We start from the raw sequence: 15,216 nt of genomic DNA on the forward strand, positions 1-15,216 counted from the left end.
CTCGCAATGTGCCGCCCGGGCGATCGGGCGGCACACTTCATATACGTACGTACACGATCTGCATGCGCATGTGGATCGCGGATCCACAGAAATAGGTAGGTCATGGCCGGGAACAGCCAGCGCAGGAACCGCCGCACGTCCAACAAGAAGGGCGCGACGGTCGGCAGCGGTGGCCAGCGGCGCCGTGGGCTTGAGGGCAAGGGCCCCACCCCGCCCGCCGAGGCCCGCAAGAAGCACAAGAAGAACCGCATCGCGACCGCCAAGGCCAAGCAGGCCGCGACGCGTCGCCCCGCGCCCCGGCGCGGCGGCGCCAAGGGCGCGTCGGAGATGGTCGTGGGCCGCAACCCGGTCTTCGAGGCACTGCGCGACGGCGTGCCGGCGACCACGCTCTACGTCCAGCAGTACATCGACAACGACGAGCGGGTGCGCGAGGCGCTTCAGCTCGCCGGCGAGCGCGGCAACATCAACCTGATGGAGGCCCCGCGCGCCGAGCTCGACCGCATGACCAACGGGCTCAACCACCAGGGCCTGGTCCTCCAGGTCCCGCCGTACGAGTACGCGGACCCGCAGGACCTGACCGCCGCCGCGTACGACAACGGCGAGGACCCGCTGATCGTCGCCCTTGACGGGGTGACCGACCCGCGCAACCTCGGCGCCATCGTGCGCTCCACCTCGGCCTTCGGCGGCCACGGCGTGGTCGTGCCCGAGCGGCGCGCGGCCGGCATGACGGCGGGCGCCTGGAAGTCGTCGGCGGGCACCGCCGCCCGTACGCCGGTCTCGCGCGTCACCAACCTGACGCGCGCCCTGGAGGCGTACAAGAAGGAAGGGCTCACGATCGTCGGCCTCGCCGCGGACGGTGAGCACACGGTCGAGGAGCTTGACCAGATCGCAGGACCCGTCGTCATCGTGATCGGCAGCGAGGGCAAGGGACTTGGCCGGCTCGTCGGCGAGACCTGCGACTATCGCGTGCGGATCTCGATGCCGGGTGGCGCCGAGTCCCTGAACGCCGGTGTCGCGGCGGGCATCGTCCTCTACGAGGCGGCCCGCCGACGCGCCTGAGCTGGGTGATCTTGACGGGTCTCGGACAGATTCGGGCCCGTCAAGCAGTGTCCTAAACACCCATCACTCGGTTAGATGAGTGTGGACACCAGAACGCCCCGGCCCGGGTTCGACGACCAGCCTGCCCTGAGCATGGCCAAGGTGGACTGCGACCCCGCGCAGGTCATCGTCAACCACGCGAGTTTCCGGGTGCAGCTTGCGCCCAAGTCGCTGCCGAAGCCCATCATTTCGAGCACCGCGGTGCGCCGCAGGGCGCCCGTGGTGTGGAGCGGGAAATCGGCGCCGGGGGCGAGCGGACTGCTCAAGGCGGTGCGCGCCACCTCGGTCGGCGGCGCCGGCGACGGTTACGACACCGGCGCGACGCAGACCATTCCGCGCGTCTCCGTCGACGACACGAGGCCGACGCCGCTGCTGCCGGGATCCGGCACGGGGCCGGAGACCGCGCTGCTCCCGCAGATGCGCACTCCGTACGGCCAACGCCTGCCCGTGCAGAGCGAGTTCGAGCAATTCGACGAGCTCGACGACGATCCGGACGACGGCTCGCCCGCCAAGCGGCGCGGCGCCGACCCGGTCCGGCACGCCTACTATCCGGGCCGCCGGATGAACCTCGGTGTCGTGCTGCTCCCGCTGCGCGTCTTCCTCGGCTTCATCTCCGTGTACGCGGGCATGGGCAAGCTGTGCGACCCCGTGTACTTCGACGGCGGCGAACGCGGCTCGATGGTCAAGTGGCTGAATTCGCTGCACCCTTGGGCGCTCGCCGAGCCCCTGCGCGACTTCGCCCTCTCGCACCCGGTGGGCGCCGGGCTCTCCGTCGCCTTCCTGCAAGTCGTCGTCGGCGTACTGACGATGCTCGGCCTGTGGCAGCGGGTCGCCGCCGTGTTCGGCGCGGTGCTGTCGGCGGCCCTCCTGGTGACGGTGAGCTGGCAGACGGTGCGGGCGAACGACGCGCCCGACATCATCTACCTCGCCGCCTGGTCCCCGCTGATCATCGCGGGTGCCCCGGTGTACTCCCTGGACGCGCGGCTCGCCGGCGAGGCCTGGCGCAAGCTGGGTCCGCGCTCCGAACTGTGGGAACTGCGGCGGCGGGTGCTGCGGCGCGGCCTGGTCATGACGACCGTCGTCGTCGGCCTCACCCTGACCACCGGGGCGCTGCTCGGCGGCGCGGTCCGCTCGACCACCGTGGTGACGGTGCCGGGCCCCGACGACGACCCGACCAACTACCTGCCCGGCACCCCGCTGCCGAGCGAGACGGGGCCGGCGCTCGCGCCCCGTACGACTCCCAGGGCGCCGGTCAAGCCCTCGGCCAAGGCGAAGGTTTCGGGGAGCCCGTCCGCGAAGGCGTCGAAGAAGCCGAAGGCCCACCAGACCGTGACGGCGGGCACCACCGGTCAGCCGAGCCATTCCGCGGGCACCGGCGGCCAGGCCCCCTCCCACCACCGCACCACCCCGAAGGCCCCGCCGTCCACGAGCGCGGGTCCGACGTCGTCGGGCGGTACGGGCTCCACGGGCGGCTCGGGCTCGACGGGCGGCGGCGGTGGCGGCGGCCGCGGCAACCGCAACCCGATCGGGGGGTTGCTGGGGTAGCCCCCGGCGCCCGCTCGGAGCGCCGGCAAGGGGGCCGGACATTCCGGCCCCCTTCACCGTGCGGCGCCCACCCGACGAGTCCCGCCTTCGGCTGCGGACCGGGCTAAGGGGGTGTGGGGCGGAGCCCCAGGCGACCCGGCCTTTGGCTGCGGACCGTGTGAAGGGGGTCGGGGCGGAGCCCCAGGCGACCCGGCCTTTGCCTGCGGACCGTGCTCGCGTCGCGCGCAGTTCCCCGCGCCCCTGGGTGGGCTTTCCCTGGCAGGGTGGCCTGTCGAGGCATCCTCAGCCTGTCCGGCGTTTGAGGACGAGCGCCATTCGGGCGCGAACCGGGGTCCGGGGCGGAGCCCCAGGAAGCCCGCGCCCCCAGCGGGGGCGACCTCGCGGCGTGGTACCCCCGTTCACGCCCCACGACGCGCCGAGCCGGCACATCCAGCCCCTCCGGCGTTTGAGGAGCGGGGGTGTGGGGGCAGGGCCCCCGCCCGGGGTGCCGGGGCCTCAACTACGGTGCGCGGAGAGCTCCTTGGCCGCCTCCGTGAGGTCCTTCGCCGTGTCGATAGCCCGCCAGTACGCCCCGTGCGGCAACGGAAACCCGGCCAGGCGGCGCTCACGCGCGAGGCGCGGGAACGTGGTGCGCTCGTGGTCGCCGACGTCGGGCAGCATCGCGGTGAAGGCCGCGGAGAACACGTACACGCCCGCGTTGATGAGGTACGGCGAGGGCGGCGACTCGATGAAGTCGGTGATGTGGCCGAAGGCGTCGGTCTCGACGGCGCCCCACGGGATGCGGGGCCGGGCCAGGGCCAGCGTGGCGGTCGCGTCGCGCTCACCGTGGAAGGAGGCCATCTCGCGCAGCGAGAAGCGCGTCCAGATGTCGCCGTTGGTGGCGTACCAGGGCCGGTCGGGGTGGGGCAGCGAGGCAGCCGCGTACTTGAGGCCGCCGCCCCGGCCCAGCGGTTCGTCCTCGACGACCGTGGTGACGCGCAGCGGAAGATCGGCCGTCGCCAGCCAGTCCTTCAGGACGTCGGCGAGGTGGCCGCAGGAGATGACGGCGTCAGTGACGCCCTCGGCGGCCAGCCAGGCAAGCTGATGGCCGATGATCGGGACCCCGGTGCCCGGGATCTCGACCATCGGCTTGGGGCGGTCGTCGGTGTACGGCCTCAGTCGTGAGCCCTGGCCGCCCGCCAGGACCACGGCCTGACTCGGAAATGTCGCAGTTGTGCTCGCAGTCATGCGGTGAACGATAGGCGTCCCCGCAGCGGGACGTCACCGCTCCTGGGCCACACCGGAGGCGAAGGAGGTGTCGCAGACGGGGCGGGAGTACGACTGGGCCTTCACGGGTCCGTAGTGCTCCACGGCGGCCCTGCCGAGCGCGCGGGCGATCGACATGCAGTGCTGGGCGAGCGAGGGGCGGTGCTCCACCTCGCGCTGGAGGTGGGTCAGCGCGGTCCCGGGGTCCTTCTCCTGGAGCTCGGTCAGGAGCGCGTCGCGCAGGACGTCCTGCGGGGCGCGTGACTTGGCGCGTACGGAGACGTTCTCGGATGAGGCGGTCAGGATCTGCGATCCGTTGCTGCCTGCCCAGTTGACCCGGGTGACCGCGAGCGTCCCGGAGAGTACGAGGACGACGGGCAGGACGAGGGCGAGGGTTCGGCCGATGCGGCCGGCTGTGTGCGTCACGCAGGCGAGCGTAGCGGGGAGTGATGATTTGGCGACATTTCGTCACCCTGTCGGGGGATGGTTCGACGTCGCTTTTCGAATCACGTGTTGACGAACGGGATTCGAAATGGGCGGTGTGCCGGGGTATTTGTCGACAACCGGCTGCGGCCCCGCACGCGAGTGCGGGGCCGCCACAACCGTAGACCCCCTGGTGGCGGCCGCGTACCGGTCTCAGTCTGTAAGGCGCTCGCCCGTGGAGGTGGAAAACACGTGAGTCTCACCCGGACGCGGGACGACGTGGAGCTGTGTGCCCTTCTCCGGCACCGCGCGGCCGTCCACGCGGACCACGAGGTCCTTCGTCTCGCCACCGACCTCGGCGGAACCGTACACATAGCCGTCGGCGCCGAGCTCCTCGACGACGTTGACGGTGACGGCGAGGCCGGCCGGGGCCTCCGCGGACTCCTTGGTGAGGGACTTCGCGACGCCGCCGCCCTGCTCGACGATGTCGAAGTGCTCGGGGCGCACGCCCACGGTGACCGTACGGTCGCCCCGGTCGGCGGCGGCCGACAGCGCCTCGCGGCTGACCGGCACGACGCTGTTGCCGAACTTCACACCGCCGTCGGTGATGGGCACCTCGACGAGGTTCATGGCGGGCGAGCCGATGAACCCGGCGACGAACAGGTTGGCCGGGCGGTCGTACATGTTGCGCGGCGAGTCGACCTGCTGGAGCAGACCGTCCTTGAGGACCGCCACGCGGTCGCCCATCGTCATGGCCTCGACCTGGTCGTGCGTGACGTACACGGTGGTGATGCCGAGGCGGCGCTGGAGCGAGGCGATCTGCGTACGCGTGGAGACGCGGAGCTTGGCGTCGAGGTTGGACAGCGGCTCGTCCATGAGGAAGACCTGCGGCTCGCGCACGATGGCCCGGCCCATCGCCACCCGCTGGCGCTGACCGCCGGAGAGCGCCTTGGGCTTGCGGTCCAGGTACTCGCTCAGGTCGAGGATCTTGGCGGCCTCCTCGACCTTCTTCCGGATCTCCGCCTTGTTCACACCGGCGATCTTGAGCGCGAAGCCCATGTTGTCGGCGACGGTCATGTGCGGGTACAGCGCGTAGTTCTGGAACACCATCGCGATGTCCCGGTCCTTGGGCGGCAGGTGCGTGACGTCACGCTCGCCGATGCGGATCGCTCCGCCGTTGACGTCCTCCAGCCCCGCGAGCATGCGCAGGGAGGTGGACTTTCCGCAGCCGGAGGGGCCGACGAGTACGAGGAACTCGCCGTCCTCGATCGCGATCTCCAGCCCGTCGACCGCGGGCTTGGTGGAGCCCGGGTAGATCCGGGTCGCCTTGTCGAACGTGACAGTGGCCATGACTGATGTGTCCCTTCACCGGCAGGAACGTGCCGGACGATCCGAGTAGAGGGAGAAGTGGTGTAGTCCACCTGAGCGGACTGGGTCAGGACGCTACCTGGGGATGCCCGTCTTGTCAGCAGCCGCACCCCCACGAAATTTCCGGCCCCACCCGGGCGAGCGTTGGTTACACTTCACGGGTTGCCTCCTTAGCTCAGCTGGCCAGAGCACCGCTCTTGTAAAGCGGGGGTCGTCGGTTCGAACCCGACAGGGGGCTCGTGGGTGAAGGGCCTCAGCCGATCTTGGCTGGGGCCCTTCGGCATCCGTCCCTGACATCAATGCGGCTGATCACTCCCGGATGGCCAGTCCCGGGCAGGGCGGTCACTCCTGTCTTACGAACCGCCGCTAGTCGACCGATCCCGTTGCCCGCGCATGGGAATCGCGTCCTCCAAGGTCGCCTGGTGGGCGATCACCACGCGGTGGCCGCGGCTTGTCGCTACGCGAAGCGTGGTCTGGAGGGCTTCGAGCAGGGCCGTCGCCAGACATTCCAACCTCCACCGTTCCGTCTGCTCGTTCCTGATCAGTTCCAGGCCGTGGGCCACCAGCTCGGAGGCCCTGTTCAGTCGGTGCGCTTCTGTCGCGTCTGCCAAGCGGGACAGGTGGCCGGCGGGGTCCGCAATCACGTGGGAGGAACCGGTCCGGGCGGCACCTACGCCAGGCTCGCCGAACTCGGTCGCAAGCCCGTGCACTTCCGTGAAGAGATCCGGTCTCGGATGCCGTCGAAGGACGAGGCGGCACGGCTGAGCATGGCGTCCGGCACCCCGGTCGTCCGCATCTGTCGAACCGCGTTCGCGGCTGAGGGGCAGCCGGTTGAGATCAACGAGATGACTCTCGATGCAGCCTCGTACGTCTTGGCGTACGACTTCGACGCGTGATCGGCCCGACCGGGTTTGAGTCCGTCCGTCAGGCCACCGCGTGGATCCGGGTCACCTGCTCGTCGGATGGACGGCTGGACAGGGGAGGCGGCCATGGACCACCGGTGCAGGTGTGCGTCGGTATATGTCAGGGGGCTGCGTTCAAGGGCAGGGAGTGCCGTTAATCGGTAATTGGGCGGGTGGGGCGGGTGGGGTGGTTCAGTCGCCAGACCACGTCGATTCCGCTGCCTGCGGGGGCTGCGGGCGGTGTTCCCTGTTCGCGCAGGACTTCGGTGAAGCCCAAGCGGCGTGGTATCGCGGCGCTGGAGGTGTTGGACAGGTCGTGCGCGATCTCCAGGTACTCCACGTCCGGCAGCGCGAACATCTCCGTGACCAAGGCCGCCGTTGCTCTCGTGGCGATGCCTTGGCCGGTGGCGGCAGGGTGCAGCCAGTACCCCATGCGTCGGACCGGGGGCTGGGCCCCGCGATAGGTCTGGCACATGCCAATGAGAGCGCCGTCTTTGGCGATGGCGTAGTTGTACACGTCACCGCGTGCCCACTTCGACTCTGACGTCGCGAGGAAGTCCCGGGTGCTCTTCGCACTGTGCTGGGCGACCCACGGCTCCCAGGGGCGCAAGTGGTCCAGAGACTCCTCGATCAACCTGAGTGCCGGAGCGAAGTCGCTCTGCCCCCGCCAGCACCGCAGGACGAAGTCTCCGCACTCGATGATCCGCCTCGGTCGCTCCATGACGGCCATGATTGTCCGCGGGACGGCTCGCTGCAACGAGATTGCAGAGAACGGGTGGACCGCTCCATCTGGCAGGACGGCGGTAGCGGATCGGGGCGGCGGTGATCCCTGCGAAGGCCGGGGAATGTTCCACCGTGCGCTCCTGGCGGCGGTGCGGGCGGCGGCATCCGGCGAGCCACGCCACCGTGCGCGCCACCGCCATCCATCTCGGATCGCTCCGCCACGGCTGGATTCGGTTGGGCGGGGACCGAGGTGCCTGGGGGGCGGCCGGTCCGGGACACTTGTGTTTTCGGGGTGCGGGGCGGGGAGAGGGGCAGCGAGGGATGAGCCGGCGTTCCAGTGGGCTGGTCGGGGTGTGGGCCGAGGCGCAGCGGCAGCAGCAGCGGCAGCGGGAGGCGCAGCAGCGGGCCGTGGTGCAGGAGCAGCGGCAGCAGCGGGCGTACGAGCGGGACCGGGCGCGGGCGCAGCGCGAGCAGCAGGCGGCGTACCGGCAGGGGCGGGAGGCGGACGCGCGGTTGCGTACGCAGGAGTTGGACGACGAAGTCGCCGCGCTGGGTGCCCTGTTGGCCGACGGGTGCCGTGCGGCTCCGTTCCGGGTGGCGGCGCTGACGCGGGCGGAGGCCGTCGCGCCCTTCGAGCCGGGGCAGCTCGCGCAGCCCGTGCCGATGCCCGACCCCGCGCACTACCAGGCGCAGGGCGGTGGCTGGACGGCCGGGCGGCGGGCGCAGGCCCAGCAGGAGGCGCAGGCCCGTTACCAGCACGACTGGGCTGCCGCGCAGGCCGCCGAGGCGCACCGGGTACGCCAACTCGCCAAATACCGCGGCCAGTACGACGCGTGGGTGGCCGGGCAGCTCGCCGACGTGCGGGCGCACAACGCGGGGCTCGCGCAGTTGGTGGACGCGTTGCGGGCCGGCGACCCGGGGGCGGCGGTGGACTACTTCTCGGCCGCCCTGTACGCGTCGGGTGCCTGGCCCGAAGGGTTTCCGCGCCAGGTGGCCGCCGCCTTCGACCGGGGTGCGCGACAGCTCGTACTGGACTGGGAACTGCCCGGCGTCGAGGTCGTGCCCGAGGTCAAGTCCGTACGCTACGTGGCCAGTTCGGATCAGGAGAAGGAGGCCGCCCGGCCCGTCACCCAGCGGCGCGCCCTGTACCGGGACGCGCTCGCGCAGTGTGTGCTGCTTGTGCTGCGGGATCTGTTCGCGGCCGATGAGTTCGGGGTGCTGGAGTCCGTTGTCGTCAATGGGTTCGTCGATGATGTCGATCCCGCGACCGGGCGGCGTGCCGAGATCTTCCTCGCTGCGGTGAGCGTGACGCGCGACGCGTACGCGCCGCTCAACCTCGGGCAGGTCAGTGCGGTCGACTGCCTGGTGGACGCGTTGCGCGGGCAGCTGTCCGCGCGGCCCGACCAGCGCGCGGCCGTACGTCCCGGGCGGCGGCCCGCCGACGTCGGTACGGGGGTCGTGTCGCACGGGGGCGGCGGCGAGCCCGACCTGTTCGCGATGGACCCCATCGAGTTCGAGGGGCTGGTCGCCGAACTGTTCCGGGCGCGCGGGATGCAGGCGCTCACCACGCAGCGGTCCAACGACGGCGGCGTCGACGTCGAAGCGCTCGATCCCGATCCGATCAGCGGCGGCCGGATCATCGTCCAGGTCAAGCGCTACCGCAATACGGTGCCGCCGACCGCGGTGCGCGATCTGTACGGGACGGTGCAGGCCGCGGGCGCCAACAAGGGGGTGCTGGTGACGACTTCGGGCTTCGGGCCCGGGTCGTACGGGTTCGCCGAGGGCAAGCCGCTGACCCTGGTGTCGGGGGCGGAGCTGGTGGATCTGCTGCATCAGCATGGGCTTCGGGGGCGGCTTGGTGCCGGTGCGGCCGGTGCGGCCGGTGCGGGGGGTACGGGGGGTGCGGCCGGTACGACCGGTACGGGGGGCTCGCCGTGCGAGTCCGGTCCGTCCTCGTCCCGTGCGACCGCTTCTTCCGCCGGGGCGGCCGCCGTTCCGGCGCCATGGGCAGCGCCGGACGAGGGCGAGGGCTTCAATCTGCTCGGCATGGTGTGGCGCGGTGCGGTCGCGCTCGACGTGTGCGCGCTGGTGTGCCGGGGCAATCGGGTGCTGGCCGAGGAACATTTCGTGTTCTTCAACAACCCGCAGAACCCCGGGGGTTCGGTGCGCATGGTGCCCGGGGTCGGGGGCGACCGGGCGGCGGTCCGGGTTGTCTTCGACGCGTTGCCGGAGTGGGCCGACCGGCTTGTCCTCGTTGCCGCCGTCGACTCCGAGGTGAACCCGGACGGGGATCTGGCCGGGTTCACCGAAGCGGCGATCTGTCTCCGGGACGGGGGTGGTCGTGAGCTCGACCGGCTGCCCGTGTCGGACGGACGGGCGGGCGAGACGGCTCTGGTGCTCGGGTCGTTCCGGCGGCGGGCAGGGGGAGACTGGGACTTCGTGCCGGGTGGGAAGGGGTATCGGGGCGGGCTGGGGGAGTTGGTGGGGGAGTACGGGATTGTGGTGGCCTGAGTCTTTCCCCACCCCGCCCCTTCCCCGAGACCCTCCGGGGGCAGAGAACCTCCCGGGGCTCCGCCCCCGGCCCCGTTCGCGCCTGAACGGCGCTCGTCCTCAAGCGCCGGACGGGCTGGGGTGGCCTCGGTTGGCCGCCCTGCCTAGCGGCGACCAACCCAGGGGCGCGGGGAACTGCGCGGGAAGCGACCACGGCCCGCGGTCGAAAGGGGGTGAGGGGCGCGGGGAACTGCGCGGGAAGCGACCACGGCCTGCGGTCGAAAGGGGGTGAGGGGCGCGGGGAACTGCGCGGCCAGCCACCCACGGCCCGCGGCCGAAGGCGGGGCTCCGCCCCCGGCCCCGTTCGCGCCTGAAGGGCGCTCGTCCTCAAGCGCCGGACGGGCTGGGGTTGCCTCGGTTGGCCGCCCTGCCTGGCGGCGGCCAACCCAGGGGCGCGGGGAACTGCGCGGGAAGCGACCACGGCCCGCGGTCGAAAGGGGGTGAGGGGCGCGGGGAACTGCGCGACCAGCCACCCACGGCCCGCACCCGAAAGCGGGGCTCCGCCCCCGGCCCCGTTCGCGCCTGAACGGCGCTCGTCCTCAAGCACCGGACGGGCTGGCACGGCCTCGGTTGGCCGCTCTGCCTAGCGGCGGCCGCCCCAGGGGCGCGGGGAACTGCGCGACCAGTCACCCACGGCCTGCGGTCGAAAGGGGGTGAGGGGCGCGGGGAACTGCGCGACCAGCCACCCACGGCCCGCGGCCGACAGCGAACCCCCCAAGCAACCCGGCACGGGGCCACCCACGGCCCGCGGCCGACAGCGAACCCCCCAACCAACCCGGCACGGGGCCACCCACGGCCTGCGGCCGACAGTGAACCCCCCCCCAACCAACCCGGCACGGGGCCACCCACGGCCCACGGCCGACAGTGACCCCCCCCAACCAACCCGGCACGGGGCCACCCACGGCCCGCGGCCGACAGTGAACCCCCCAAGCAACCCGGCACGGGCCTAGTGCCGCCCCGCCACCCGGTCCGCGAGCCGTGCCACCCGGTCCGTCCTCGCGTCCGGACGGGACAGCTCGCGGCGGTCCGCGCCGCGGTAGGCCGCGTACATGCCCCGCACCCCCAGCCACCGCAGTGGTTCCGGCTCCCACATCCGTACCTTGTGGTTGACCCAGGGCAGAGTGGTCAGCTCGGTGTCGCCGGACTGGCCCGAGTCCCGCCGCACCAGGTCCCGCAGCGTGCGCGCCGCGAGGTTCGCCGTGGCGACGCCCGAGCCGACGTAACCGCCCGCCCAGCCGAGGCCCGTCGTACGGTCCAGGGTGACTGAGGCGCACCAGTCGCGTGGCACGCCGAGCACGCCCGACCAGGCGTGGTCCACCCGCACCCCGGCGAGCTGCGGGAAGAAGCGCACCAGGATCTCGCGCAGCGCCTCGATCGTCGTGGCCTGGGTGCGGCCGTCGTTGTCGGTGCGTGAGCCGAAGCGGTACGGCACGCCGCGGCCGCCCAGCGCGATGCGGTTGTCCGCGGTGCGCTGCGCGTACATGTACGCGTGCGCCATGTCGCCCAGCGTCTCGCGCCCCGCCCAGCCGATCGCGTCCCACGCCTCGGGTCCGAGCGGTTCCGTCGCGATCATGGAGGAGTTCATGGGCAGCCAGGCCCGCCGCTGCCCCTTGAGGGACGCGGTGAAGCCCTCCGTGCAGCGGAGCACATAGGGCGCGCGGACGGTTCCGTACGGGGTGACGGCGTGCCGGGGCCGGATCTCGGTGACCGGGGTCGACTCGTACACCCGCACCCCCAGCGCCTCGACCGTGTCCGCGAGTCCCTTGACCAGCTTCACCGGGTGGATGCGCGCGCCGTGCGGCGTCCACGTCGAACCGACCGCCCCCGCGACCCGGATCCGCTCGGCCGTCTCGCGCGCGCCGAGCAGCAACCGGTCCTTCTCGCCGAAGGCGACTTCGGCGGCATGGAAGGCCTTGAGGCGCCCCAACTGGGCGGGTGTGTACGCGACTTCGAGTACGCCGCCCTGGTGGATGTCCGCGTCGATGGACTCCTCGCCGGCCACCCGCACCACCTCCCCCACCGTGTCGTTCATCGCCCGCTGGAGGCGCACCGCACCGTCCTGGCCGTGCAGTTCGGCGTACCGGTCGCGGCCCGCGATGCCGTTGTAGAGCCAGCCGCCGTTGCGGCCGGACGCGCCGTAACCGCAGAAGCGGGACTCCAGGACAGTGATGGCGAGGAAGGGTGCCGCCTTCTTGAGGTAGTACGCCGTCCACAGGCCGGTGTATCCGCCGCCGACGATCACCACGTCGGCGGTGGCGTCACCGGGCAGTGGCTCGCGGGGGGTGGGGAGGCCGTCGGATGCGTACCAGAAGGAGATTCCGCCGTTGATCGCGCTCATGGGCCCTGTTCGTACACCCGGCCCCGGCGCCTGTCCACCCATGGAATCCGCAGGTGGCGGCCGCATTGCGGAATCCGTGGGACCAACGGCGGCGTGGGGTGCGACCTTTGGCGGCGCGGGCGGCACGGCGCGGTGTTCAGTGTCGGGGGGACGGATGGGTTTCGCCGTTTTTGTTCCCTGTCGTGTCCTGGTGTGCCCCGCTGTGCCCTGGTTGTGCCGTGGCCCGTGTCCCTGTTTGTGCGAGTGTTTGCACCCGTGCTTGTGCCCCCGTTGTGTCCCTGTTTGTGCCTGTGTTCGTCGAAGGGTGACTCTCCATGCGTGTACGCAGTTTCCGTCGTGCCGCCGTCGCGGTGGCGGCGGCCACGGCTCTCGGCCTCTCGGCGGCAGCCTGCTCTTCGGGGTCGGGCTCGGACGCGTCCTCGCAGGCGGAGCTCACCGCGAAGACCTCGCGGGACGCCGCCACCCTCGCGAAACTGTCCGCGAAGGTGGAGGGTGCGGAAATCGTGGTGGGCGATCCGAACGCGCCCCACACCGTGACCGTGTACGAGGACCCGCGCTGCCCGTTCTGCAAGCACTTCGAGGAGGGCGGCGCGACGGCGGTCGCCAAGCTCGCCGCCGATGGCAAGGTCAAGGTCCGCTACACGATCGCCTCGTTCCTCGACGCCAACTTCGGCGGGTCCGGCTCCAAGCGGGCCGTCAACGCGATGCGTGCGGCGGTGGAGCGGGGCAAGTTCCCCGAGTTCCACGCGGCTGTGTTCGCCAGCCAGCCGGAGAAGGAGAGCGACGACGCCTTCACCGCCGACAACCTCCTGAGGATCGCCGACAAGGTGCCGGGCCTGCGCGGTGCCGCCTTCGACGGGGCGGTGCGTGAGAACACGCACAAGGACTTCGTGAAGGCGGCGGAGTCGGCGTTCGAGGACTCCGGCGTCAACAGCAGCCCTGTGGTCCTCATCGACGGGAAGAAGCCGGCCGGTGACGGGCGGGCGATCTTCGATGCGGCGGCATTCGAGAGGGTGCTCACGCAGGCGGGGATCTCGTGACCGCGCCGTCGCCCGAACCAGCGCCGCCCGAACCGTCGCCCGAACCGTCGCCCGGCCGTGTGGCGGCCGTAGCGCGCGGGTCCCGGTGGCCGCGCGGCCGGGCCCCGCGTACGACCGCGCGCACGCTGTCCGCCGGATTCCACGGCGTCCCGCCCCGGCCTCGGGTGAGCGGATAGCAGGCGAGGCCGATGAGTACGGACGCGAAGTGTCCGAGGTCGGTGAAGGTGCGGCCGCCGAGCAGCGGCACGCCGTAGAGGACGAGGACGCCGAGCAGGTAGAGGTACCGGTACGGCGGCGCGATCCGGTACGTCAGTACGGCGACGACTCCGGCGAGGGCGTAACTGACCCCCACGTCAAGGGTGTTGACGGCGGTGTGCGGCGCGTAGTCGTGCCGGATCGCCCACAGCAGGGCGCCCTCGCTGACGAAGGTGGCGACCACGTGCGTGCCGAAGGCGACGACCAGCCAGCGCGGGGTGCGCAGCCAGCGTTCGGCCTGGGCGTGGAAGACGCTGTACAGCACGGCGTACGAGAGCCAGCCGCCCCCGTCGATCCAGAACGCGCTCGCCAGCAGAACCCGGCGCGGGTTGGTCGACAACTCGTGGATGTTGGTGGACCGCTGCCGCAGGAAGTCCGCCTCGAACTCGGGTGACATGTGGTGCAGGGCGATGGTCGTGGCGAACAGCGCGGCCAGCCAGAGGTAGGTGCCGGGCGCGCTGCGGATGTAGCGCAGAACGCGGCGCACCGGCCGCACGCCGGGTGGGAAGGGCCTCATGCCCCGATTCACGCATGGGGGCGGGGCACGCGGGGGGACCGACATCCGGGGTGGGTGGGGCGGGTGGGGTGGCTGGTGCGGCGGAGATGCCTGGAGGCGGTGGGTGGCTCGGGCTGCGGAGATGCCGGGAAGTGGTGGGGTGGCTCGTGCGGTGGAGGTAGCCGGGGAAGCCGGGGCGGGGGCGGGTGTCTCGTACGGCGGACCGGCGGGCGCGGGGCGCCGGGGTCCGGCCTACCCTGCGGCCATGATTCGCAACGCCACAGCCGCCGACATCCCCGTCATCCACCGCCTGGTGCGGGAGCTCGCCGACTACGAGAAGTGCCTGGACGAGGCGCGCGCCACCGAGGACCAGCTCCGCGAAGCCCTCTTCGGCGAACGGCCGGCCGCCTTCGCGCACATCGCGGAGGACGCGTCGGGCGAGCCGGTGGGCTTCTCCCTCTGGTTCCTGAACTTCTCGACGTGGCGCGGGGTGCACGGCATCTACCTGGAGGACCTGTACGTACGCCCCGAGGCCCGGGGCGGCGGCCACGGCAAGGCCCTCCTGGCGGAACTGGCCCGCATCTGTGTGGCGCGCGGGTACGAGCGGCTGGAATGGTCGGTCCTCGACTGGAACGCGCCGTCGATCGCGTTCTACGAGTCGCTGGGCGCGCGGCCGCAGGACGAGTGGACGGTGTACCGGCTCACGGACGAGGCCCTGGGGAAGCTGGGCGACCGCCGTGTGGAGACGGCAGGCGCGTAGCGGGGGGAGACCATCGCCGAACCCGCCTGGTCGTGAGTGGTGTTCGTGACGGTACGAGCCCCGGAGCGAACCCGGGTCGTGGTGGAAGAGGGCGTCCGCGGTGTGGTGCGCGGTGGCGCGGGCCGCGTGGCCCGGCCTGCGTGCGGGCCGAACGGGCCGCGCTGTTTGAGCCAGGGCCAGTGCGGGCCCCCGCCGTACAGGGCGTGCGGGCCCTCGCTGGTCCGGTACGGCCCGTGGACGTACGGGGCCGGCCCGCCGAGGGTGCCGTGCGCCTCGGGCGGCGTGACGTCGGCGCCGGGCCCGGGGGCCGTGATCGCGGCGGACGGACCGGCGAAGCCGCCGCCCACCACGCTGATCCGTTCCGCGCCGGCCCGGCCCGTGCGGTGCGTGCCGTCCCTTCGTGTCGCCCTGGCTGTCCCCGTTCGCGATCCCTGCGTGGATTCCTGCCGAAGGTGTACGGAAACAGGACGGCG

Annotated in this window: 10 protein-coding genes, 1 tRNA gene and 3 pseudogenes; 7 read left to right on the forward strand and 7 right to left on the reverse strand. The window is 71.9% G+C overall.

From position 1 onward, the window contains the following. The first annotated feature begins 102 nt into the window (after nt 1-102). Together rlmB and ACGFW5_RS24045 are read left to right on the forward strand one after the other, a co-directional pair. Nucleotides 103-1,059: a 23S rRNA (guanosine(2251)-2'-O)-methyltransferase RlmB gene (gene rlmB, locus ACGFW5_RS24040; protein ID WP_393836355.1), complete on the forward strand. Its 957-nt coding sequence runs from the start codon at nt 103-105 to the stop codon at nt 1,057-1,059. Between the two features lie 75 nt (nt 1,060-1,134). Continuing rightward, nucleotides 1,135-2,643, forward strand: coding sequence for a DoxX family membrane protein (locus ACGFW5_RS24045; protein WP_393836356.1), 1,509 nt, complete (start codon nt 1,135-1,137; stop codon nt 2,641-2,643). Between the two features lie 495 nt (nt 2,644-3,138). Here the strand turns inward: ACGFW5_RS24045 and ACGFW5_RS24050 are convergent, their stop codons facing one another. From ACGFW5_RS24050 to ACGFW5_RS24060, 3 genes are all read right to left on the reverse strand, one after another. Next, nucleotides 3,139-3,870: an NDP-sugar synthase gene (locus ACGFW5_RS24050; RefSeq protein WP_393836357.1), complete on the reverse strand. Its 732-nt coding sequence runs from the start codon at nt 3,868-3,870 to the stop codon at nt 3,139-3,141. Nucleotides 3,871-3,903: 33 nt separating this feature from the next. Continuing rightward, nucleotides 3,904-4,314 carry a hypothetical protein gene (locus ACGFW5_RS24055; protein WP_393836358.1) on the reverse strand — a complete coding sequence of 137 codons (411 nt, stop codon included), beginning with the start codon at nt 4,312-4,314 and terminating at the stop codon, nt 3,904-3,906. Between the two features lie 210 nt (nt 4,315-4,524). After that, nucleotides 4,525-5,661 (reverse strand): ABC transporter ATP-binding protein, encoded by a 1,137-nt coding sequence (locus tag ACGFW5_RS24060; protein WP_393836359.1) that lies wholly within the window; start codon nt 5,659-5,661, stop codon nt 4,525-4,527. Between the two features lie 182 nt (nt 5,662-5,843). Here ACGFW5_RS24060 and ACGFW5_RS24065 point away from each other — a divergent pair. Next, nucleotides 5,844-5,917: transfer RNA gene (locus ACGFW5_RS24065), tRNA-Thr, on the forward strand. 389 nt (nt 5,918-6,306) lie between these two features. Continuing rightward, nucleotides 6,307-6,575 (forward strand): annotated as a pseudogene (locus ACGFW5_RS24070) (UTRA domain-containing protein); the annotation flags it as partial. 160 nt (nt 6,576-6,735) lie between these two features. On the opposite strand, the gene ACGFW5_RS24075 reads toward ACGFW5_RS24070, so the two are convergent. After that, nucleotides 6,736-7,302, reverse strand: coding sequence for a GNAT family N-acetyltransferase (locus ACGFW5_RS24075; protein WP_393836360.1), 567 nt, complete (start codon nt 7,300-7,302; stop codon nt 6,736-6,738). Nucleotides 7,303-7,625: 323 nt separating this feature from the next. Between ACGFW5_RS24075 and ACGFW5_RS24080 the strand changes: the two genes are divergently transcribed. Continuing rightward, complete coding sequence (locus ACGFW5_RS24080; RefSeq protein WP_393836361.1) at nt 7,626-9,815, forward strand: restriction endonuclease; 2,190 nt, start codon at nt 7,626-7,628, stop codon at nt 9,813-9,815. Between the two features lie 985 nt (nt 9,816-10,800). Here ACGFW5_RS24080 and ACGFW5_RS24085 read toward each other — a convergent pair. Further along, nucleotides 10,801-12,192, reverse strand: coding sequence for an NAD(P)/FAD-dependent oxidoreductase (locus tag ACGFW5_RS24085; protein ID WP_393836362.1), 1,392 nt, complete (start codon nt 12,190-12,192; stop codon nt 10,801-10,803). A 314-nt stretch (nt 12,193-12,506) separates the two neighbouring features. Here ACGFW5_RS24085 and ACGFW5_RS24090 point away from each other — a divergent pair, with 314 nt between their 5' ends. Continuing rightward, on the forward strand, nt 12,507-13,232 hold the full coding sequence (locus ACGFW5_RS24090; RefSeq protein ID WP_393836363.1) for a DsbA family protein: 726 nt from the start codon (nt 12,507-12,509) through the stop codon (nt 13,230-13,232). 103 nt (nt 13,233-13,335) lie between these two features. Here the strand turns inward: ACGFW5_RS24090 and ACGFW5_RS24095 are convergent. After that, nucleotides 13,336-14,004: pseudogene (locus ACGFW5_RS24095) on the reverse strand (rhomboid-like protein); the annotation flags it as partial. Nucleotides 14,005-14,248: 244 nt separating this feature from the next. On the opposite strand from ACGFW5_RS24095, the gene ACGFW5_RS24100 reads away from it, so the two are divergent. Then, the gene (locus ACGFW5_RS24100; protein ID WP_393836364.1) at nt 14,249-14,743 is read left to right on the forward strand and encodes a GNAT family N-acetyltransferase; all 495 of its coding nucleotides are present in this window, start codon (nt 14,249-14,251) and stop codon (nt 14,741-14,743) included. 30 nt (nt 14,744-14,773) lie between these two features. Here the strand turns inward: ACGFW5_RS24100 and ACGFW5_RS24105 are convergent. Beyond that, nucleotides 14,774-15,099, reverse strand: a pseudogene (locus tag ACGFW5_RS24105) (FAD-dependent oxidoreductase); the annotation flags it as partial. Nucleotides 15,100-15,216 lie beyond the last annotated feature (117 nt).

The sequence above is a fragment of the Streptomyces sp. NPDC048416 genome, from assembly GCF_043200435.1.
Classification (GTDB): domain Bacteria; phylum Actinomycetota; class Actinomycetes; order Streptomycetales; family Streptomycetaceae; genus Streptomyces.